This window comes from Euzebyella marina, assembly GCF_014855515.1.
Taxonomy (GTDB): domain Bacteria; phylum Bacteroidota; class Bacteroidia; order Flavobacteriales; family Flavobacteriaceae; genus Euzebyella; species Euzebyella marina.
Map to the genome: position 1 here is coordinate 244,703 of NZ_JACYFK010000003.1, position 21,104 is coordinate 265,806.

Sequence of the window (21,104 nt, forward strand, 5' to 3'; positions counted from 1 at the left end):
GGATGGGGTATTGTGATTTCTTTAAAAAGACGAAGAAGGTTTATTGCTTACTTTTTGGATTATTGTTTATAAGTGCCATTCCCTATTATTATTCTGGATCAGGCTTAGACGAGGCAGAGGCTATTGATTTGTATCTCAATCATAATTTTCCGTCACGGGTAAGATATGATTTGAGTTATGAGCCAGTATTTTCCAATTTAACTTTTGATTCTCCCCTTACTTTTAATGAAGATGCCGCGTCCAATCGGATAATTGTAGGGCAGAGAGACGGTAAAATTTTTTGGTTTGATAAAGAGGAGTCAGTTATTCAAAAAAATACTCTTCTTGATTTATCTGATGAGGTTGGTGTAGTTTGGGATGGAGGATTTTTAGGTCTTGCCTTACACCCAGAGTTTGGATCTCAGGGGAAGAATTATTTTTACGTTTATTACACGACCGAGGATGCAAATGGAGAGGATTACCCAGATTATCATTCTGGTCAGTGGTGTACAAATGATCAGTATTGGGGTAATTACCTAATTCTTTCAAGATATGATTTAAACCCCGAAACTTTTGAGGTTGACAAATCATCAGAACAGGTTCTATTAAAAAGAAGAATGTATGGAACCACGCATCGAGGCGGTGGACTGTTATTCGGTGCTGATGGCTTTTTGTATCTCTCTACCGGTGATCAATCAGCATGGGTAAAAGCACAAGATATTAGCAATAATGTCGATGGAGGTGTTTTGAGAATAGATGTCGATAAAGATACTTTAAGAAGTCATCCAGCTATTAGGAAAATGCCTTCCCATGCCGGTTTTCAGGATGAAATTAGCGGTAATGATTATTGGATACCTAATGACAATCCATTCTTAAGTCCAGACGGCAAGAATTTTGAAGAATATTATAGTTTAGGGCATCGTAATCCCCATCGGATGACGATGGACAGAGAAACTGGTGTTCTATATGTAGGGGAAATTGGGGGTGCTCTGCATGAGGAAATTAATGTAATCGAAAAAGGTAAAAATTACGGATGGCCTGTTTATGAAGGCCTTGTAAAAAATACTTCTTGCGTGCCTCAGCTTCTTGATTCGATGCCGCATACAAGACCTTTAACGACCTTTCCAAGATCTGAAGCGAATTCTGTTATTGGTGGCTTCGTATACCGAGGTAATCAAATACCAGATTTATATGGTAAGTATATTTGCGCAGATTACGGTATTGGAGAAGAGATATGGTCAGTTAACATAGAGAATGGAAACTTTACTCAATTAGGAAATTTTGCATCAACAGATATCATATCTTTTGGAGAAGATTCAGAGGGAGAAATTTATTTGTTAAAACAGGGTATATCTAATCTTTACAAGATAACTTCGGTAAATAACCCCTACAATACGATTCCAGATTCTCTTTCCAAAACAGGGGCATTTAAAGATTTGGAAACACTTGAACCAACCGAAGGTTTAATACCTTATGATTTGGTAGAATCATTTTGGTCTGATGGGGCAATTAAGAAGAGATGGATGGCAGTTCCCAACGATGGGGACTATAACAGTGTAAATGAGAAAATTGTCTATTCTGAAAATGACCTTTGGAAGTTTCCAGTTGGTTCAGTTTTAATAAAGCATTTCGAATTACCAATTGATCATAATGACCCTACTAAGAGAAAAAGATTAGAAACTCGATTTTCCGTAAAAGGAGAAGATAATCAGTTTTATTTTCTAACATATAAATGGAATGAATCACAGACCGATGCGGTACTTTTAACTGAGGGATTAGAAGAAAGTATTCTTGTTCAAAAGTCTGATGGAAGTAGTGACTTTCAGATTTGGAGCTATCCTGATATTGGTGATTGTATAAGTTGTCATAACACAGTATCTGATGGAACCTTAGGCCCAAGAACTAGGTTTCTAAATAAGGATTATACGTATGATAAAACGGGTAGGACAGCGAACCAGTTGGTTACGTTTAGTCATTTGGGGATTATAGATCAAAACATAGAAGACATAGATGTTCCAACTTTATTGACTTCAAAATCCATCAAAGATTCAACCGCAACAATTGAAGAAAAGGCAAGGTCTTATCTGGATTTGAATTGTGCTTATTGTCATAGACCAGGTACTGGTAATAGGGGTGAATTCGATTTAAGATTAACTAATAATCTTATACAAACTGGTATTTTGAATGCCGCACCTGTAGAAAGTCTTGGGCTTCCAGATGAAAAAATTTTAGAACCTGGTAATTCTGGTTCCTCGATTTTATATCACCGTGTGCAAACTACGAACAAGTCTCTTCAGATGCCTCCTATTGGTAAAAACAAGATTGATGAAGAGGCTGTTAGGCTTTTGGAGACTTGGATTCAAAAATTGCAAGATCCTTGTCCCAAAAGTATTGTAATGGAGAGATATGACAATGTAGAAGGAACTTCAATTGCAGATTTGAAAAATCACCCTGGTTTTCCTGACATTCCCAGTGATACTTTGAGTCTTTACGAGTTCGACATCCCGGTGGATTCCGGGGACGACTACGGAGTGCGGGTGCGTGGTCTTCTGCGGGCGCCCGAGACGGGCACGTACCGTTTCTGGGTCTCGGGGGACAACGGCGTTGAGCTTATCCTTGGCACCGGCCCTGACGCCTCGGGGGCGGAGCGCATCGCGTACCACGACGACTGGTCCCGTTACCGCGAGTGGGGCCGCTACGCGACCCAGCGGTCGTTACCGGTCGAACTGGAGGCCGGCGGCCTGTACTATATGGAGGCGTTGATGAACGAGGGGAACGGCGGGGACCATCTGACGGTCGGCTGGCGTCGTCCTAGCGACGGCGATGGGGAGGGTCCCTCGGAGGTCCTTCACTGCGCGTATTTCGCCGAGCTTCCGTCGGTGGCCGTGACCGGTGTTTCGGTGTCCCCTTCCTTGGCGAACCTGACCGTCGGCTCGGCGCTGTCGCTTTCGGCTTCCGTCGCCCCTTCGGATGCCACGGACCCCGGGGTTTCCTGGTCGAGTTCCGACGAGGGCGTCGCCACTGTCGGCCCCGACGGTCTGGTCACCGGTGTCTCGGTGGGCGTTGCGACCGTTACGGCGACCACCTCGGACGGCGGGCACACGGCCAGCGCCGAGGTGACGGTCGATGACTGTGTCGGGCGCATAGTGATGGAGAGGTACGAAGGGGTTTCCGGCTGGTCGGTTTCCGGCCTTCGCTCGCACCCTTCCTTTCCCGGCTCCCCCTCCTTTTCGGCGGACCTGGACGAGTTCGACATCCCGGTGGATTCCGGGGACGACTACGGAGTGCGGGTGCGGGGTCTTCTGCGTGCGCCCGAGACGGGCACCTACCGTTTCTGGGTCTCGGGGGACAACGGCGTTGAGCTTATCCTTGGCACCGGCCCTGACGCCTCGGGGGCGGAGCGCATCGCGTACCACGACGACTGGTCCCGTTACCGCGAGTGGGGCCGCTACGCGACCCAGCGGTCTTTGCCGGTCGAACTGGAGGCCGGCGGCCTGTACTATATGGAGGCGCTGATGAACGAGGGGAACGGCGGGGACCATCTGACGGTCGGCTGGCGTCGTCCTAGCGACGGCGATGGGGAGGGTCCCTCGGAGGTCCTTCACTGCGCGTATTTCGCCGAGCTTCCGTCGGTGGCCGTGACCGGTGTTTCGGTGTCCCCTTCCTTGGCGAACCTGACCGTCGGCTCGGCGCTGTCGCTTTCGGCTTCCGTCGCCCCTTCGGATGCCACGGACCCCGGGGTGTCCTGGTCGAGTTCCGACGAGGGCGTCGCCACTGTCGGCCCCGACGGTCTGGTCACCGGTGTCTCGGTGGGCGTTGCGACCGTTACGGCGACCACCTCGGACGGCGGGCACACGGCCAGCGCCGAGGTTACGGTGGAGGACTCTCAAATACGGGTTTCAGGCATTCTTATTAGTCCAGATAGGTATGAATTAGTTGAGGGAGAAAGCCTACAAATGATAACCACACTAACCCCTACTAATCCTACAAATGACAAAGTGATTTGGTCAAGTAGTGATTCTTTGGTAGTTAACGTAGATAGCCTTGGTATGGCTACTGCTCTTTTGCCGGGACAAGCGGTAGTCACTGCGACTACGGACGATGGTGGATACACTTCTTCCTCCGAAATAATTGTAGCTGACAGTATTATACCTGTCTCAGGCATTTATTTAAATCCCGATACTGCTGAACTTATAGTGGGAAATACACTTCAAGTATTAGCAACCATAGCGCCAAATAATGCTACAAACGATAAGGTCCACTGGTCTAGCAGAGATTCTTTAGTGGCCAGTGTAGACACCTTGGGTTTGGTTACGGCACATTCTCCAGGAAATGTAAATATAACTGGTACAAGTGATGACGGAGGATATACATATAGTTCTCTAATTTCAGTTTATGAGGTTGTAACGACTAATACTAATAAGAGTATTTCTACTTCTAAGAAGAAAGATACCAATATCTTAAACCCTGTAAACGATGAATTTAAGATATTTCCGAATCCTGCATCAGATTTTATCACTATCGTTATTCCAGAAAATACTAAAGAATGTGTGTTAGGAATTTACGATGAAAGCAATAGATTGGTAATACGACAAATAGGATCTAATAATGAATTTAAGATAGATGTCAGTGGCCTGAGTAAAGGTGTCTATATAATAGTGTTATCGGATTTAGAAAACAATACTTTATATGGAAAATTTTTAAAAGAATAGTTAAAATCTTATCTATTAAAAAAGCCTCCGTTTAAGGAGGCTTTCTTAGTTGACTGATTTTCGCTTTTTGATGTTATAAATTATCCTCGAGAAATATCACCCGAGCCAGAAGTCTTTGTATCAACTTTTTTAGGGTTACCTCTGTAGCTGATATCTCCTGAACCTGAAACTCTAGCTTTTAATGATTCTTTGGCGGTAATCTTGATATCGGCAGAGCCCGAAATGGTCGCTTCTACGTGTTCAGCTTCCAAATCATAGGCTTTAATGTCACCAGACCCGGAAATAGTTGCCTCAAAGCTGCTTGTCGAGCCGCTAAGAGTGATGTCACCTGACCCTGACATGGCAGCGGTTATCGAGTTAGCCTCTAGATCTAAAGTGATATCGCCCGATCCTGACATAGCCGTTTTAAAGTTGTTGGTCTTGATTGTCTTTTTACCTACGATATCGCCCGATCCCGAGAGACTTACAGCGTCTATACTTTCTACCGGAACGGTTATTCTTATTCCATTGCTGTTTTTAGAAGGTTTTAAATTCATTCCTTTTTCAGCACGAATCGCCAATTTACCATTGTTTACCTCTGTAATGATGTGTTTCAATAAGTTTTGATCGCCTTTAATTGTGAGTTCGCCTTCTTTGCCATTGACAAGGTCGATATCGAACCAGCCCGATACCGATAGGGCATCATAGTCTTGTAGGTTTCTGTTTTCGGTGGTCACATTTCCATCTCCTTTAACTACACGGCCCCATTGCGCCGAACAAGAAATGGTTACTGATACTAATAAAATTAATAATGTTGCTTTTTTCATGATGATTGATGTTTTTCTGTCTAAGACAGAGGTTGATAATTAGTTTTTAAAGAATGTAATGCCACCGTAATCACTGGTAACGGAAACATTTTTACCGTTAGATACTGATCCATAATGACCTTTGTAATATTTGCTGTTGTTCTTTTCTTCGCTAATTTGAATGTCAAAATCATCTTTGCCACTAACTCCTGCATATGAAGTTCGTATTTCGAAATTGAATGCGTATTGTGGATGATACCCAATCTTGACCCCCGTATAATCTGTTTTTATTAATAGGTTGCCGGCGTCTTCTGCCATTTGGTCAATTTTTAAAGAACCATAATCTGCAGTAATATCTAGATTGCCGTGTACGGTACCGATCTGAACATTGATGTAATCTCCGCGGCCGTAAATATTATTGGCCTCGCCTACTTGAATTTTTCCGTAATCACTGGAGTATTCAAGGTTTTGCATGCTTTCTATTTCTGAATTGGTATAATCGGCATTAATGACCAAATCACCCGCTTTTTCGATTTTAAACCCGGAATAATCCGCTGAAATTTTAGCACTATTGACATAGCCAAAACTTGAGTTTGAGGTGTAATCAAAATTCAATTGATTTTGTCTACCTCTTAGTTCCCCAATATCTAACCTACCGTAATCACAATTGATTTTGGCATGTCCATCGACCCTATCAAGTATGATACTTCCGTAGTCGTTATCTAAGTTAATATTGCTTTTGATGGGTAATTTAATGGTGTAATCGACTTGCATATTAACATTGTTCTTTTTTCCCCAGTTCCATCCCCAACTACTATTATCATTGTTGAAGTTCGTCTTCGCCGATACCTCGTTACGGCTGGCCTCAAAATTCACATCGATTTCATTGAGCTTTTGAATGACCCTTTCTTCATTATTTCCGTTGGTCTTGATATGTACCTCAATGATAATCTTGTTTTCATTCCAAGAGGTAAGGTTTAGGTTTCCATAGCTGTTATTTACACGTAACAACACATCAGAATTGACGTCGAATTCCTTTTTAATGGTTTTTTCTTTGGTATGTTTTCCCCTAAAATCTCCATTATTGGCAGAAATGAGGACAGGAGCCAAGAGTAGGAGCAATGTCAAAAACTTATATGGTAGTATTCTTTTCATAATCTTTTGAATTTTTAATGTTTTCAATTTTATCGAGAACATCTTGCAATAAATCTATTCTGGTTTGAAAATTAGTGATCATGGCACTAAGAATTAGTTTGCTATCACCCCCATTTATAAGGTCTTGTGTAAGCTTCTTATGGTCTCTTTCGAGCTTTGTCAATTGGGAGAGCGCATCATCTACTAGTTTTTTGGTCTCGGGCGAACTCAAGTCTTTAAGCTCGTTGGTCTGCTGCTCAATTAGATTGGCAAAGTAAAATTCCGTTTGAGAGACTTCAGGTGAAATTTCGGCCACTTTCTCTTCTACGCTCGGGTCGGTACTGAAAAATAGAACCGATAAGGTACCGACCAATAACAAAGAGGCTGCTATACCAATGGGTTTCCACCAATTATTTTTTGGTCGATCGAATGGTACCGTACCTGCTCTTGAATTCAGTTTTTCGATAAATCGACTTTGATGTTCACCAAAAGGCTCTTGATCATCAAATTGACCTTCTAACCGAGCGAAAAGTTCGTCTATTTCATCTTTTTTCATATCAAGCACAAATCAGTTTGTTTCTTAAGCTTTCTTTGGCCCTAGAAATAGTAGTGCGGCAATTAGCATAGCTAATGTTCATAATCTTACTTATTTCTTCATAATCATAACCTTCGATAAGATGTAAGGTCAAAGAAATTCTGTAATTGTCTTTCAATTTGTTCATGGTCTCCATCACTTTTTGAGCCTTAAGTTCAGTTACGCCATGTGAATCGAAATTAACTTCATCATTATCTTCGACCCTGTACATCACATCTTCAATTGCAACTTCGTTCTTTTTTAATTGCTTTTTGTAGTGGTAGATACTGTTGTTGATTACAATTCGCTTTAACCAAGCGCCGAATGCGACTTCACCTTTGAAAGTATGCAGCTTCGTAAACGCGTTTAAAAACGATTCTTGCATAATGTCTTCAGCTTCATCGGTCTTCTTGACTATTCTTAGCGATGTATTGTACATAGCTTTATAATAGCGGTTGTAGACCTCTATTTGGGCGCTTTGTTTGCCTTGCAGGCACCATTTTAATAAAACATCAATATGTTCCCTTTTGTGGCTCAAAAAGTGGATGGTTTGTAGTAAAGATGTATGAAGATAACTTTTGTTACAGTTTGTTCGAAAAAAAGTAATGAATACGGTTTTTCATGATTGGCATAACAATTGTCTTAACTGGTAAGCAATAAAGCCCCCGATAATGCGATTATTAATCTACACGGGGCTTTTCAACGTTTATAAACAATTGAATAAATTAGGATTTCTGTTCAGATAATGACAGAATGACTGGAAATGATATTATGGGAGATTCTAAATTTTCAAATTTTGACAATATGTCGTTACACGGTATCGATGAAGATGCTGAATTAATACCCTTGTTGACACCCGAGGATGAAGAGGAAATGAACAATGAGGTTTTGCCTGAAACATTGCCTATTCTTCCATTGAGAAATACGGTTTTGTTTCCTGGGGTAGTGATACCCATTACTGCTGGGCGCGATACCTCAATCAATTTAATAAAAGACGCTAATAACGGTTCGAAAGTCATCGGTGTGGTTTCACAGAAAGATGAGGCAACCGAAAATCCTACCCCAGGCGATGTGAACGTTTTGGGCACAGTAGCCAGAATATTGAGAGTTCTTAAAATGCCCGATGGTAATACCACGGTGATACTACAAGGGAAAAAGAGATTCGAGATTGCCGAAGTACTGACCGAAAAGCCATATATGACCGCTACGGTTAGAGAGGTGACCGAAAATAGGGAAGATCAGCAGAGCCAAGAGTTTTTGGCCATTATAGAATCGATTAAAGAGCTTGCTTTAAAAATCATTCGCGATAATCCGAATATACCAAGTGAGGCTTCCTTTGCCATCAAAAATATTCAGAGCAATTCTTTTCTGATCAACTTTGTTTCTTCAAACCTTAATTTAGATGTAAAGGAGAAACAAGAGCTTTTAGAGATTAATAGTCTAAAAGATAGGGCTCTGGCCACGTTGAAATATATGAACCTTGAGCTCCAAAAATTAGAGCTGAAGAATGATATACAGTCAAAGGTCAGAAATGATTTAGATCAGCAACAAAGAGAATACTTCTTGCACCAACAGATGAAGACCATTCAAGAAGAGTTGGGTGGTGTGTCTCATGATGACGAGTTGTTGGAAATGCGCGAGAAGGCCAAGAAAAAGAAGTGGAGCAAAAAGGTGGGCGAGCACTTTGAAAAAGAGTTGGCCAAAATGCAGCGAATGAATCCGCAGGTGGCCGAGTATTCCATCCAAAGAAATTATTTAGACCTTTTTCTTGACTTGCCATGGAACGATTTCTCAAAAGATAAGTTTGATCTAAAAAGGGCACAAAGAATTCTTGACAGAGATCATTACGGACTTGAAGATGTCAAAAAAAGAATCATAGAATATTTGGCAGTCCTGAAGTTGAGAAACGATATGAAGTCTCCGATACTTTGTCTTTACGGGCCTCCTGGCGTGGGTAAAACTTCATTGGGCAAGTCTGTGGCTGAGGCTCTAGGAAGGGAGTATGTGCGCATGTCACTCGGCGGTTTAAGGGATGAGGCAGAAATACGAGGACATCGAAAAACCTACATTGGGGCGATGCCCGGTAGAATTGTACAGAGTATTAAAAAGGCGGGAACCTCAAACCCTGTATTTATACTCGACGAAATTGACAAACTGTCTAGCAGTCATCAAGGGGATCCTTCTTCGGCCATGTTGGAAGTTCTAGACCCAGAACAGAACAGTGAGTTTTATGATAATTTCTTGGAGATGGGATATGACCTCTCAAAAGTAATGTTCATAGCCACTGCCAATAATTTAAGTACAATTCAGCCTGCGCTTAGAGACCGTATGGAAATTATAAATGTCACGGGTTACACCATTGAGGAAAAGGTAGAAATAGCCAAAAGACATTTGTTGCCGAAGCAATTAAAAGAGCATGGTCTTTCGGCCAAAGATTTAAAAATAGGTAAACCGCAACTTGAAAAGATTGTAGAGGGATATACCCGTGAATCTGGGGTTCGTAGTCTTGAAAAGCAAATCGCCAAAATGGTGCGCTATGCCGCTACCAATATAGCGACCGAGGAAGAGTATGAAGTGAAAGTTTCCAATGAGATTGTTGAAAAAGTGCTGGGGCCAGCCCGTTTGGAGAGGGATAAGTACGAAAATAACGATGTTGCCGGGGTGGTAACAGGTTTGGCATGGACGAGTGTTGGAGGTGATATTCTCTTCATCGAATCCATTTTATCGAAAGGTAAGGGAGCACTGAATGTTACCGGTAATCTCGGTAAGGTGATGAAAGAGTCCGCTACCATTGCCTTGGAATATATAAAATCAAATGCCGATAGGTTTGGTATCGATTTTGGAGTTTTTGAAAAATATAATGTTCATATTCACGTACCGGAAGGGGCTACACCAAAAGACGGGCCAAGTGCTGGTATAACTATGCTTACGTCATTGGTTTCGTTGTTCACGCAGAGGAAAGTAAAGAAAAGCCTAGCCATGACAGGTGAGATTACTTTACGCGGTAAAGTGCTTCCTGTGGGTGGTATCAAAGAAAAAATATTGGCTGCCAAAAGAGCAAGAATTAAAGAAATTATTCTTTGTAAGGATAACGAGAAAGATATTCTTGAAATAAAAAAGGAGTATCTTAAGGGTCTAAAATTTCATTACGTAACCGATATGCACGAAGTAATCGATATTGCGATTACTAGTCAAAAAGTCAAGAACGCGAAATCCCTTTAATGCAAAAAATAGCAATTGCAATCGATGGTTTCTCCTCAACAGGAAAAAGTACGCTTGCTAAACAGTTGGCCAAAGCCTTAAACTATAAATACATAGACACTGGTGCTATGTACAGAGCGGTAACCTTGTTTGCCATGCGTAACGGTTTCATTGCCGAGGGTAAAGATAATTTGGGTGCTTTAGTTAAGCTTTTACCGACCATCCGGTTAAATTTTGTTCCAAATGAAGAGTTGGGTTTCTCTGAAATCTATTTGAACGGCGAAAATGTAGAAAACGAAATTAGAACCTTGCAAGTTTCTAGATTTGTCAGTAGGGTTGCAGAGTTGGAGCAGGTGCGCCATAAACTGGTAGAGCTTCAAAAAGCAATGGGAAAGGAAAAGGGCATTGTTATGGATGGCCGCGATATAGGTACGGTAGTGTTTCCCGACGCGGAACTAAAGGTTTTTATGACCGCTTCAACTCAAGCGAGGGCTACCCGTAGATATAAAGAACTGCTTGATAGGGGCGATAATGTTTCATATGAAGAGGTTCTTGAGAATGTTCAAAAAAGAGACTTTATAGATTCCAATAGAGAGTTTTCGCCGCTGCGAAAAGCTGATGATGCCATAGAATTTGATAACAGTGATATGGGACTGCAAGAGCAATTTGAGCGATTACATAGTATAGCACTGCGATGTCTTGAAAAAGTACAATGAAAAAAGGCCTTCATATGAAGGCCTTTTTATGTGTTATTCCCAGAATGTTATAGATTCGGAATGACCAATTCTTGATCAGGATGAATAACATCAGGGTTTTTAAGAATATTGGTATTCGCAGCGAATATCTGCTTGTATTTCATTGGGTCACCGTAATACTTTTTGGCGATTTTACTAAGCGATTCTCCACTTTTTACAGTGTGTCTCGCATAAACAGATGTGTCGCCCACAGTAATGTTAGCCTTAATATCACTTGGGTTTTCCCCACCGATTTCCTTTATTTTATCCCAAAGCAAATTTTTCTCATACTGGGTGCCTGCCTCTCCCTTTACTTTTAAAATGCCGCTTTCTTCCCATACATCGCCATTTTTAACTCCCAGTTTCTCACCTAGGTCTAAAACAGGTTGGTATTTTGCTTTTACGCTCATGATGTTCAATTTTTTAATGGTTAATATTCTGTGTTCAAGATAGCGATATTTGGCCTATGCTCGGTCAAAAACATGAATTTTCCGAGTTTTTCTGCAACCACTTAAAAATAAGGTTGGTTAAGTCAGTTTAAAGGTGTATTTTTGCACACCTTTTTTACAAAGAAATCAAGAGGAAAAGGAAAGCGAAAAGATAAACTTATAACATCTTCTGCGATAATTGTTTAACTCTTGTGAATTCGTAGAATACAAATTTTAATCAGCACATGGCTGAAGAAAAAAACACAGTTGAGGTAGAAGAAACTGCCGCAGCACAACAAGAAGCGAAAAAGGAAGTGCCACAACAAGATCCTCAAGAATTTTTGGAGAATTTTGATTGGGAGAAGTATGAAGAGGGTATTGAGAGAGTAGATGATTCCAAATTGGAGGAGTTCGAAAAGTTGGTAGCCGAAAACTTCGTAGACACTGCCGATGAAGAAGTAGTTGAAGGTAAGGTGGTTTATTTGACCGACCGTGAGGCAATTATTGATATTAACGCCAAATCTGAAGGTGTTATCTCATTGAACGAATTCAGGTATAATCCTGATTTGAAGGTGGGAGATAAAGTTGAAGTGTTAATTGACATTCGTGAAGACAAGAGTGGTCAATTGGTACTTTCTCACAGAAAGGCAAGAACTATCATGGCTTGGGATCGTGTAAACGCTGCCCATGACAAAGAAGAAATCGTTAGCGGTTTTGTTAAGTGTAGAACCAAAGGTGGTATGATCGTAGATGTATTCGGCATCGAGGCGTTCTTGCCAGGTTCTCAAATCGATGTGAAGCCAATTCGCGATTACGATCAATATGTTGGCAAGACTATGGAGTTCAAAGTGGTTAAGATCAACCATGAATTCAAGAACGTAGTTGTTTCGCATAAAGCCCTTATCGAGGCCGATATCGAAGAGCAGAAGAAAGAAATCATTAGCCAGTTAGAGAAAGGCCAAGTATTAGAGGGTGTTGTTAAGAACATTACTTCTTACGGTGTCTTTGTTGATTTAGGAGGTGTTGACGGTTTGGTACACATTACCGACCTTTCTTGGAGCCGTATCAACCATCCGAACGAGGTTGTTGAGCTTGATCAGAAAATCAACGTTGTTATTCTTGACTTCGATGAGAACAAGTCTCGAATCCAATTGGGTATGAAGCAATTGGAGAAACATCCGTGGGATGCTCTTAGCGACGAAATCAAAATTGGCGATAAAGTTAAAGGTAAAGTAGTTGTTATTGCTGACTACGGTGCGTTTATCGAAGTAGTTGAAGGTGTAGAAGGTTTGATTCACGTTTCTGAAATGTCTTGGTCTACCCATTTACGCTCTGCACAAGATTTCGTTAACGTTGGTGACGAAGTTGAGGCTGTAGTATTGACCTTGGATAGAGAAGATCGTAAGATGTCTCTTGGTATCAAGCAATTGACTCCAGACCCATGGACTGATATTACTTCTAAGTACCCTGTAGGTTCTAGACATAAAGGTATCGTTAGAAACTTCACCAATTTCGGAGTGTTCGTAGAAATGGAAGAAGGTATCGACGGTTTGATCTATATCTCTGATCTTTCATGGACTAAGAAAATCAAGCACCCATCAGAATTTGTGAGTGTTGGTGATACAATGGAAGTTGAAGTTCTTGAATTGGATGTTGAAGGACGTAAGTTGAGCTTAGGTCACAAACAGACTACCGAAAATCCTTGGGATAAATACGAAAAGGAATTCGCTGAAGGAACAGTTCATAAAGCAGCCATTACCGATGTAGTCGATAAAGGTGCTACTATTGAATTCAACGAAGACATTACGGCTTTTGTACCGCAACGTCATATGGAGAAAGAAGATGGTTCTAAACTTGGTAAAGGTGAAGAGGCCGAATTCAGAATCATTGAGTTCAACAAAGACTTCAAACGAGTGGTTGCTAGTCATACAGCGATTTTCCGTGAAGAAGAGCAACGTAACATCAAAGCTGCACAGAAAAAAGCTGCCGCTGCTGCTGAAGAATCTAAGCCTACCTTAGGTGATGCAAATGAGGCACTTCAAGCTTTGAAAGACAAAATGGAAGCTGGTAAGAAATAAGTTTCGATTTTATAAATTCAAAAGCCCTGTCGTTTATTCGGCAGGGCTTTTTTATTGATGGGTGTATTGTGAATATCTTCCGTAATTGTCATGCAACGAAACAGTTAAATGGTTCCTTTTTTACAAATTGACAAACATTATCGGTTTTAAGTAATATTCCCTATTTTTGTTGAGCTAAACCAATAGGGCAGTATGAGTCAAAAAGTACTTCTTTCCGCAAAGGAAATCAACATCATACTACACCGTTTGGCCTGTCAACTTCTAGAAAACCATCTCGATTTTAAAGAAACTGTGTTAATTGGCATTCAGCCGAGAGGTATTTTTTTGGCCGACCGTTTGACTAAACTTTTGAAAGAAGAGTATGGGGTCAAGCATATTGATTTAGGCTTTCTCGATATTACATTTTACAGAGATGATTTTAGAAGGGGGGATAAACCTTTAGAGGCCAATAAGACAAAAATTGACTTTTTGGTCGAGGATAAAAAAGTGGTTTTTATTGATGATGTTCTTTATACCGGTAGGAGTATAAGGGCTGCTTTGACTGCCATACAGTCTTTTGGCAGGCCTTCTGAAATTGAGCTTTTAACGCTAATAGATAGAAGATTTAGCCGACATCTACCGATTCAGCCCAATTACCGTGGGCGACAAGTTGATGCCATAAATAACGAAAAGGTAAAGGTTCACTGGAAAGAAAATGAAGGTGAAGATGTTATATATCTTATAAATAAATAATAATGAGCGAGTTAAGTGTAAAGCACTTATTGGGTATTAAATATCTGAACGAAAAAGATATTCAGCTCATTTTTGAGACAGCAGACCATTTTAAAGAAGTAATAAATAGGTCTATAAAAAAGGTACCTTCTTTAAGGGATATTACTATTGCAAATATTTTTTTCGAGAACAGCACCCGTACGAAGCTGTCTTTTGAGTTGGCCGAAAAAAGATTGTCGGCTGATGTGATTAATTTCTCTGCCGGGCAATCATCGGTTAAGAAAGGTGAAACTCTTATTGACACCGTCAATAACATTCTGTCGATGAAAGTTGATATGGTGGTAATGCGGCATCCAAATCCCGGGGCGGGTATTTTCCTGTCAAAACATGTAAAGGCATCGATAGTTAATGCGGGTGACGGGGCCCATGAGCACCCGACCCAAGCACTGCTCGACTCTTATTCCATTAGGGAAAAACTTGGTGATGTTGGTGGAAAAAACGTTGTAATTGTGGGTGATATTCTTCATTCGCGAGTGGCACTTAGCAATATATTTGCGTTGAAGCTGCAAGGAGCGAACGTGAAAGTATGCGGACCAAGAACTTTGCTTCCCAAATACATCGAATCTCTGGGGGTCGGTGTTGAAACCGATCTGAGAAAGGCTTTGAACTGGTGTGATGTGGCAAACATGCTACGCATTCAAAATGAACGTCTTGATATAAGTTATTTTCCTACTACAAGGGAATATACCCAGCAATTCGGCGTCAATAAGAAGTTGCTTGATAGTTTAGATAAAAAAATAGTGATAATGCACCCTGGCCCGATTAATAGGGGTGTTGAGATTACTACCGATGTGGCCGATTCTCAGCAATCGATAATTTTAAATCAAGTTGAGAACGGTGTAGCCATTCGTATGGCAGTAATTTATCTTTTAGCTTCTAAAATTAAATAACCTAGTTATGATTTTTGATTCTGATGGTTCAACTACTATTGTTTTTCAGGAAAAAACGACTCTATCTACTTTTCTGAATAATTTGAACGAGGCTTACCCGAAAATAAAGAACGAGCATATTATTGTCAATTTGTTTTCATTTTCAAAATTGAAAGCAGACGATGTGCTCGAATTTTTACAATTATCAGATTTACATAAGAAGAGTAACAAATCATTTGTTTTGGTGACCGATAAAGTGTCTTACGACGATGTACCCGATAAGATTTGCGTGGTACCGACTATTCAAGAAGCACACGATATTATTGAGATGGAAGAAATAGAAAGAGATCTCGAACTATGAGTGAATACCATTTGGCGCAGGTAAATATTGCAAGGGTTTTAGAACCTTTGGATAGTCCGGTTATGGAAGGTTTTGTCAATAATCTAGATAGGATTAATGGCATTGCAGAGGCTAGTCCGGGGTTTGTATGGCGCTTAAAGGGCGATGATAACAATGCTACTGCGTTGAGGGTCTTTGAAGATGATTTTCTAATCATTAATATGAGTGTTTGGGAATCTAAGGAAGCTCTTTTTAATTTCACCTATGCCTCTCAGCATGCCGGTGTTCTGCGACGAAAGAAAGAGTGGTTTCAGCAAATGGTCGATAGGCACATGTGCCTCTGGTATGTAGAAAAAGGAGTAGAGCCTAGTCCGGAAGAAGCTAAACAACGGTTGAAATACCTAAACGAGCACGGCGAAACACCCTATGCATTTAGTTTTAAGGGGAAATTTACCGCTGAAGAGTCTTTAAACTACAAGCCAGAGAGTTAATGAAGTTAAATATTCTTGGTTGCTATGCCGCTACCCCTCGCACCCTTACCAACCCCACCTCTCAGGTGTTGGAAATAAAAAATCATCTTTTTTTGATTGATTGTGGTGAGGGAACCCAAGTGCAGCTTCGCAAGAACAGAATTAAATTCTCAAGAATAGACCACATTTTCATATCCCATTTGCACGGGGACCATTTCTTTGGTTTACCAGGTCTCATTTCCACCTTGCGACTTTTGGGAAGAGAGAAAGAACTTCATGTCTATGGCCCTAAAGGAATTAAAGAAGGCATCACGCTAATGCTCAAATTAGGTGACTCATGGACCAATTTTCCTTTGCTCTTTCACGAGCTATCGTCTAAAATTCCTGAAGTGGTATTTGAAGATGATAATGTGAGTGTAGAAACCATTCCTTTAGATCATAGAATTTATACCAATGGTTTTCTCTTTAGGGAAAAGGAAGGTGAGCGTAAGCTGAACATTCAATCGGTAGCCAAATTTAAAATCGACAAGGCCTATTTCAGAAACATCAAAAAAGGGAAAGATGTTACTGCCGAAGATGGTACCATTATCCCCAACAAGCTTTTAACCATTGACCCGCCAGCACCAAAAAGCTATGCTTTTTGTAGCGATACGGCCTATAGACCTGAAATAGTACCTCAAATAAAAGAAGTTGATGCCCTTTATCACGAATCTACCTTTCTTCAGTCAGAGGAGCATCTCACCACTAAAACAAAACATGCCACGGCCAAAGAGGCGGCTACTATCGCTAAATCGGCAGACGTAGGCGCCTTAGTGTTGGGCCACTATTCCACAAGGTATAAAACCATTGATTTTTTCAAGAAAGAGGCCGAAGAAATTTTTCCGAATGTTCATTTGGCAGACGACGGAAAAGTTTTTGAGTTTTAGAAGAAAATCACTTTCGAGTTCCTGTTCTTTTGCTGAACTTTGGTAAACGGTATATAAACCTTTGACCATGCAGAAAGATTTAGGAAATTATCGCAAATCTTACGAGAAAAACGAACTGACCAAAGAGGTGGTTCCCAATGAGCCTATGGAGCTTTTTCAGCAATGGTTCATTGAGACGGAGAAACAAGGCGGTGTCGAAGAACCCAATGCAATGACCTTGTCGACCATTGGGCTCGATGGTTTTCCGAAGAGTAGGGTGGTGCTCTTAAAAGAATTTACCGATGAGGGCTTCGTGTTCTATACAAATTATGAGAGCGAAAAAGGAGTAGCGATTGCTGAGAATAGCCATGTGTGCCTTTCGTTCTTTTGGCCTAATTTAGAAAGACAGGTGATTATTAAAGGTGTGGCCAACAAAGTTGATGCCTCAACTTCTGATGAGTATTTTGATTCTAGACCTACGGGTAGCAAGCTTGGCGCGTTGGCCAGTGATCAAAGTACAGTCATACCTTCTAGGGAGTTTTTGGAGGAACGGCTGGCCCATCTTGAGGAAGAGTTTAAAGATAAGAAAGTACAAAGACCTTTACATTGGGGAGGTTATTTGGTTGAACCTGTTGAAATAGAGTTTTGGCAGGGAAGACCCAATAGATTGCACGACCGCATAAGATATCGCCCAGCCGAAAATGGCTTATGGACGGTAGAGCGATTGGCTCCGTAGAGCATTAAATAGTACAGGTATTAAATTGGGTTGTATTTAAACTATATGAATATGAAAAACTTGATTTTGGTCCGTCATGGTAAGTCGTCTTGGGATTACTCAGTGAGTGATAAAGACCGGCCTTTAAAAGAACGCGGTATTAATGATGCCCTATTGGTGTCGGAGGCTTTCTATAAAAAGAAGGTTGATATAGATGCCGTTTTCTCAAGTCCGGCAAATCGCGCTCTACATACTTGCATGATTTTTTTAAGGCAGCTAAAGTTTCCTTTTTCTGATTTTAGGGTCGAAAAGAATCTATATGATTTTTCCGGGGATTCTGATTTAGAGTTTATAAAAAGCCTTGACGATAACTTGTCTACCATTATGGTTTTCGGGCATAACCATGCGTTTACCCATCTTGCCAATTCCTTAGGAAATAGCTATATTGACAACGTTCCTACAAGTGGATTGGTACATTTACAATTTGACGTTGCACAATGGAAATCCATTTCAAAGGGAACCACTATTCAAACAATTTTTCCGAAAGATTATAGATAAATGATTAAAACAAGACCTAGGTATATTAATAGGGAAATCAGTTGGTTACGTTTCAATGAACGAGTTTTACAAGAATGTGAAGATAAAAATGTTCCCTTAATCGAGAGGTTGCGTTTCTTGGGTATATTCTCAAATAACCTAGATGAATTCTTTAAGGTTCGTTATGCTACTGTAAAACGCATTTTCGAGGCAGGAAAGTCAGGTAAAAGCGTTTTAGGGGGTGAAAAGGCAAAAGACCTGTTGGTAGAGATAACGAAAATAGTAATCGACCAGCAGAGAAAAAGTGTTGAGATTCTAAAGAAAATAGAGAAAGAACTTGAAGAACAAGATGTTTATCTTCTAAACGAAAGAGAGCTTTCTGAATCGCAAGGGGCATTTGTGAAAAAGTATTTTTTGCAAAAGGTGAGTCCGCAATTGATGACCATCATATTAAGTGATTTTGCAGAATTTCCAATGCTTAAGGATACGGCCGCTTATCTGGCCGTTAAGATGATTCTCAGGAGTGATGATCGTACCAAAAGTACCTATGAAAAAAGGGAAAAAAGATATGCTCTAATCGAAATACCAAAAGGAATCAATCGCTTTATAGTATTGCCGAAAGAAGGCGATAAGAATTTTATCATTATTCTAGATGATGTGATTCGTTATTGCTTGGATAGCGTTTTTCCGATGTTCGATTATAAATCGATCACTTCCCATATGATCAAGATTACGCGAGATGCCGAACTTGACATTGATAATGACCTGAGCAAAAGTTTCATCGAAAAAATTAGTTCAAGTGTAGAGCACCGAAAAATCGGTGATCCTGTAAGGTTTGTTTACGACAAGAGTATTGAGAGAGATACGCTGGAATTTTTGAAGGATAAAATGCAAATTGAAGATGCAGATAGCGTCATTCCTGGAGGTAGGTATCATAATAAACGTGATTACATGGGGTTTCCCAGTCTTGGTAGAGATGACCTGATGTATGACAAGATTACACCTCTGCCTGTTAAAGGCCTGAATCTTGAGGGAAGCCTTTTAGAGAAAATTGCCGAGAAAGATTACTTACAGTACACGCCCTACCATACGTTTTCATACGTTCTCAAATTTTTAAGGGAAGCGGCTTTAGACCCGAAGGTAAAAAGCATAAAAATTACGGTTTATCGCTTGGCCGATAACTCTCAGGTAGCAGCTTGTTTATCAAATGCCGTTAAAAATGGCAAACAGGTTACGCTTCAAATTGAATTGAGGGCTCGCTTTGATGAGCAGGCCAATATTAAGTATGCGGAAGAATTGCAGGCAGAAGGCGTAAAATTGATTTTTGGGGTGCCAGGTTTAAAGGTACACAGTAAGATATGCCTAATAGAGCGCGAAGAGAATGAAGAAATTAAGAGATACGGATTTATAAGTACCGGTAATTTTAACGAGTCAACTGCTCGAATTTATACCGATTACACTCTTTTTACGGCGAATGAGCCAATCTTGAAAGAGCTGAACAAAGTATTTGATTTCTTTGAGACCACTTATAAAATCAATAAGTACAAGCATTTAATTGTGTCGCCTCATTATACCAAGAGTTTCTTTAAGAAACTGATTGATAAAGAGATAGCCAATGCAAAAGCGGGCAAAGAGGCGTATATCAGAATCAAGATGAACAGTTTTACCTCTTATAAGATGGTTGACAAACTTTATGAGGCCAGTAATGCCGGTGTAAAGGTTCAATTGATTGTTAGAGGTATTTGTTGTTTGATTCCGGGCATTGAGGGTATGAGTGAGAATATCGAGGCCATCAGCGTGGTGGATAAGTTTCTTGAACATCCTCGGTTGTTTATTTTCTGTAACGGAGGTGATCCTAAGGTATATATCTCTTCTGCAGATTTTATGACCCGAAATATTGAAAATAGGGTAGAAGTGGGTTGTCCTATTTATGATGAGGATATCAAGCAGGAACTTATCGATACATTCAATATTTCATGGAATGATAATGTCAAGGCCAGAGTTTTCGATGAAGAGCAGAAAAACCTTTATCGCAAGAACGACAAACCGAAAATAAGGTCTCAGTTTGCACTTTATGATTATTACCGTGATAAACTAGGTATCGGAGATAATATTGATGAAGGTATCAATATGTGAATGAGATATTTTATGAAAGCTTCACGGTTGGGCAGAAGAATTTTTAATATCAGCCGTGAATGGTTTCTTTCGTTCCGAGATCTTTCATGATTTTGGCCTCGTACTCTAAAAGATCGCTCCATTTTTGGTCTACCTCTTCTCGCTTGCCAAATTTTCGGGCAAACTTGAGAAACATAGTATAGTGATTGGCTTCGCTGACCATGAGTTTATGATAAAACTCGGCCAAATCTCTGTCCTCCAGCTGCTCGGAAAGTAACCTAAAACGTTCACAGCTTCTTGCTTCGATTAAGGCGGCGTATAATAATCGATGTACCAAGTGAGTGTTTCTACTGCCTCCTTTAGGGAAGAATTTCATTAAGGCAATTACATATTCGTCCTTTCTTTCCCTGCCTAAAGTTTGCCCTCTTTTTACAATTCTATCATGTACCATTTTAAAATGGCCCATCTCTTCACGTGAAAGAGCGATCATTTCATCTACCAAATCGGTATATTCCGGAAAACTGATAATCAGTGAAATTGCCGTACTCGCAGCTTTTTGTTCGCAATACGCGTGATCGGTAAGAATTTCGTCAATATTTTTTTCGACAATATTGACCCATCTTGGGTCGGTAGGAAGCTTCAAGCCGAGCATAAATCTTAATTTTTTGTAAAATTAATAAGTTTCTTTAGAATGCACGGTGAGAATTGCACAAGTTTCCCTTTGGAATAATTAGATTTGTAGTTAGTTGTTTTTTTA

At 40.5% G+C, this 21,104-nt stretch carries 18 protein-coding genes; 12 read left to right on the plus strand and 6 right to left on the minus strand.

The features are described from left to right. The first annotated feature begins 2 nt into the window (after nt 1–2). Entirely contained in the window at nt 3–4,691 is a 4,689-nt protein-coding gene (locus IL356_RS14025) for an Ig-like domain-containing protein (protein WP_192466558.1), read from the plus strand. An 80-nt stretch (nt 4,692–4,771) separates the two neighbouring features. On the opposite strand, the gene IL356_RS14030 is transcribed toward IL356_RS14025, so the two are convergent. Genes IL356_RS14030 through IL356_RS14045 form a run of 4 tightly spaced genes read right to left on the minus strand, consistent with a single transcriptional unit; the run spans nt 4,772 to nt 7,722 of the window. Then, nucleotides 4,772–5,497 carry a head GIN domain-containing protein gene (locus tag IL356_RS14030; protein WP_121848196.1) on the minus strand — a complete coding sequence of 242 codons (726 nt, stop codon included), beginning with the start codon at nt 5,495–5,497 and terminating at the stop codon, nt 4,772–4,774. Nucleotides 5,498–5,536: 39 nt separating this feature from the next. Then, nucleotides 5,537–6,631, minus strand: coding sequence for a hypothetical protein (locus IL356_RS14035; protein WP_121848197.1), 1,095 nt, complete (start codon nt 6,629–6,631; stop codon nt 5,537–5,539). Further along, nucleotides 6,609–7,166, minus strand: coding sequence for a hypothetical protein (locus IL356_RS14040; RefSeq protein ID WP_121848198.1), 558 nt, complete (start codon nt 7,164–7,166; stop codon nt 6,609–6,611). The genes IL356_RS14035 and IL356_RS14040 overlap by 23 nt, the downstream gene beginning before the upstream one ends. Before the next feature lies 1 nt (nt 7,167). Next, nucleotides 7,168–7,722 (minus strand): RNA polymerase sigma factor, encoded by a 555-nt coding sequence (locus tag IL356_RS14045; RefSeq protein WP_121848199.1) that lies wholly within the window; start codon nt 7,720–7,722, stop codon nt 7,168–7,170. A gap of 233 nt (nt 7,723–7,955) precedes the next feature. Here IL356_RS14045 and lon point away from each other — a divergent pair, with 233 nt between their 5' ends. Continuing rightward, nucleotides 7,956–10,406 carry an endopeptidase La gene (lon, locus tag IL356_RS14050; protein ID WP_121850646.1) on the plus strand — a complete coding sequence of 817 codons (2,451 nt, stop codon included), beginning with the start codon at nt 7,956–7,958 and terminating at the stop codon, nt 10,404–10,406. Further along, on the plus strand, nt 10,406–11,101 hold the full coding sequence (gene cmk, locus IL356_RS14055; protein ID WP_121848200.1) for a (d)CMP kinase: 696 nt from the start codon (nt 10,406–10,408) through the stop codon (nt 11,099–11,101). Before lon ends, cmk begins: the two co-directional genes overlap by 1 nt. Nucleotides 11,102–11,148: 47 nt before the next feature. On the opposite strand, the gene IL356_RS14060 is transcribed toward cmk, so the two are convergent. After that, nucleotides 11,149–11,529 carry a LysM peptidoglycan-binding domain-containing protein gene (locus tag IL356_RS14060; protein WP_121848201.1) on the minus strand — a complete coding sequence of 127 codons (381 nt, stop codon included), beginning with the start codon at nt 11,527–11,529 and terminating at the stop codon, nt 11,149–11,151. Nucleotides 11,530–11,792: 263 nt separating this feature from the next. On the opposite strand from IL356_RS14060, the gene rpsA reads away from it, so the two are divergent. From rpsA to ppk1, 9 genes are all read left to right on the plus strand, one after another. Then, nucleotides 11,793–13,625: a 30S ribosomal protein S1 gene (rpsA, locus tag IL356_RS14065; RefSeq protein WP_121848202.1), complete on the plus strand. Its 1,833-nt coding sequence runs from the start codon at nt 11,793–11,795 to the stop codon at nt 13,623–13,625. A gap of 192 nt (nt 13,626–13,817) precedes the next feature. Beyond that, nucleotides 13,818–14,357 (plus strand): bifunctional pyr operon transcriptional regulator/uracil phosphoribosyltransferase PyrR, encoded by a 540-nt coding sequence (gene pyrR / locus IL356_RS14070; protein ID WP_121848203.1) that lies wholly within the window; start codon nt 13,818–13,820, stop codon nt 14,355–14,357. A gap of 2 nt (nt 14,358–14,359) precedes the next feature. After that, nucleotides 14,360–15,286 carry an aspartate carbamoyltransferase catalytic subunit gene (locus IL356_RS14075; RefSeq protein ID WP_121848204.1) on the plus strand — a complete coding sequence of 309 codons (927 nt, stop codon included), beginning with the start codon at nt 14,360–14,362 and terminating at the stop codon, nt 15,284–15,286. Nucleotides 15,287–15,293: 7 nt separating this feature from the next. Further along, nucleotides 15,294–15,626, plus strand: coding sequence for a ribonuclease Z (locus tag IL356_RS14080; protein ID WP_121848205.1), 333 nt, complete (start codon nt 15,294–15,296; stop codon nt 15,624–15,626). Continuing rightward, nucleotides 15,623–16,096: a DUF3291 domain-containing protein gene (locus IL356_RS14085; RefSeq protein WP_121848206.1), complete on the plus strand. Its 474-nt coding sequence runs from the start codon at nt 15,623–15,625 to the stop codon at nt 16,094–16,096. Before IL356_RS14080 ends, IL356_RS14085 begins: the two co-directional genes overlap by 4 nt. Next, on the plus strand, nt 16,096–17,001 hold the full coding sequence (locus IL356_RS14090) for a ribonuclease Z (RefSeq protein ID WP_121848207.1): 906 nt from the start codon (nt 16,096–16,098) through the stop codon (nt 16,999–17,001). The genes IL356_RS14085 and IL356_RS14090 overlap by 1 nt, the downstream gene beginning before the upstream one ends. Before the next feature lie 67 nt (nt 17,002–17,068). Then, a complete protein-coding gene (gene pdxH / locus IL356_RS14095) occupies nt 17,069–17,716 on the plus strand; it encodes a pyridoxamine 5'-phosphate oxidase (protein ID WP_121848208.1) in 648 nt (215 codons plus the stop codon). Nucleotides 17,717–17,767: 51 nt separating this feature from the next. Further along, nucleotides 17,768–18,253: a SixA phosphatase family protein gene (locus IL356_RS14100; RefSeq protein WP_121850647.1), complete on the plus strand. Its 486-nt coding sequence runs from the start codon at nt 17,768–17,770 to the stop codon at nt 18,251–18,253. Then, nucleotides 18,254–20,368 carry a polyphosphate kinase 1 gene (gene ppk1 / locus IL356_RS14105; RefSeq protein ID WP_121848209.1) on the plus strand — a complete coding sequence of 705 codons (2,115 nt, stop codon included), beginning with the start codon at nt 18,254–18,256 and terminating at the stop codon, nt 20,366–20,368. A 49-nt stretch (nt 20,369–20,417) separates the two neighbouring features. Here ppk1 and miaE read toward each other — a convergent pair whose 3' ends face one another. After that, the gene (gene miaE / locus IL356_RS14110; protein WP_121848210.1) at nt 20,418–20,999 is read right to left on the minus strand and encodes a tRNA-(ms[2]io[6]A)-hydroxylase; all 582 of its coding nucleotides are present in this window, start codon (nt 20,997–20,999) and stop codon (nt 20,418–20,420) included. Nucleotides 21,000–21,104: the final 105 nt, after the last annotated feature.

Excerpts from the sequence above, each read along its gene's own strand:
- IL356_RS14025 (WP_192466558.1), top strand. The coding sequence starts at position 3 with ATGGGGTATTGTGATTTCTTTAAAAAGACGAAGAAGGTTTATTGCTTA.
- IL356_RS14030 (WP_121848196.1), bottom strand. The coding sequence starts at position 5,497 with ATGAAAAAAGCAACATTATTAATTTTATTAGTATCAGTAACCATTTCT.
- IL356_RS14035 (WP_121848197.1), bottom strand. The coding sequence starts at position 6,631 with ATGAAAAGAATACTACCATATAAGTTTTTGACATTGCTCCTACTCTTG.
- IL356_RS14040 (WP_121848198.1), bottom strand. The coding sequence starts at position 7,166 with ATGAAAAAAGATGAAATAGACGAACTTTTCGCTCGGTTAGAAGGTCAA.
- lon (WP_121850646.1), top strand. The coding sequence starts at position 7,956 with ATGGGAGATTCTAAATTTTCAAATTTTGACAATATGTCGTTACACGGT.
- cmk (WP_121848200.1), top strand. The coding sequence starts at position 10,406 with ATGCAAAAAATAGCAATTGCAATCGATGGTTTCTCCTCAACAGGAAAA.
- IL356_RS14060 (WP_121848201.1), bottom strand. The coding sequence starts at position 11,529 with ATGAGCGTAAAAGCAAAATACCAACCTGTTTTAGACCTAGGTGAGAAA.
- rpsA (WP_121848202.1), top strand. The coding sequence starts at position 11,793 with ATGGCTGAAGAAAAAAACACAGTTGAGGTAGAAGAAACTGCCGCAGCA.
- pyrR (WP_121848203.1), top strand. The coding sequence starts at position 13,818 with ATGAGTCAAAAAGTACTTCTTTCCGCAAAGGAAATCAACATCATACTA.
- IL356_RS14075 (WP_121848204.1), top strand. The coding sequence starts at position 14,360 with ATGAGCGAGTTAAGTGTAAAGCACTTATTGGGTATTAAATATCTGAAC.
- IL356_RS14080 (WP_121848205.1), top strand. The coding sequence starts at position 15,294 with ATGATTTTTGATTCTGATGGTTCAACTACTATTGTTTTTCAGGAAAAA.
- IL356_RS14085 (WP_121848206.1), top strand. The coding sequence starts at position 15,623 with ATGAGTGAATACCATTTGGCGCAGGTAAATATTGCAAGGGTTTTAGAA.
- IL356_RS14090 (WP_121848207.1), top strand. The coding sequence starts at position 16,096 with ATGAAGTTAAATATTCTTGGTTGCTATGCCGCTACCCCTCGCACCCTT.
- pdxH (WP_121848208.1), top strand. The coding sequence starts at position 17,069 with ATGCAGAAAGATTTAGGAAATTATCGCAAATCTTACGAGAAAAACGAA.
- IL356_RS14100 (WP_121850647.1), top strand. The coding sequence starts at position 17,768 with ATGAAAAACTTGATTTTGGTCCGTCATGGTAAGTCGTCTTGGGATTAC.
- ppk1 (WP_121848209.1), top strand. The coding sequence starts at position 18,254 with ATGATTAAAACAAGACCTAGGTATATTAATAGGGAAATCAGTTGGTTA.
- miaE (WP_121848210.1), bottom strand. The coding sequence starts at position 20,999 with ATGCTCGGCTTGAAGCTTCCTACCGACCCAAGATGGGTCAATATTGTC.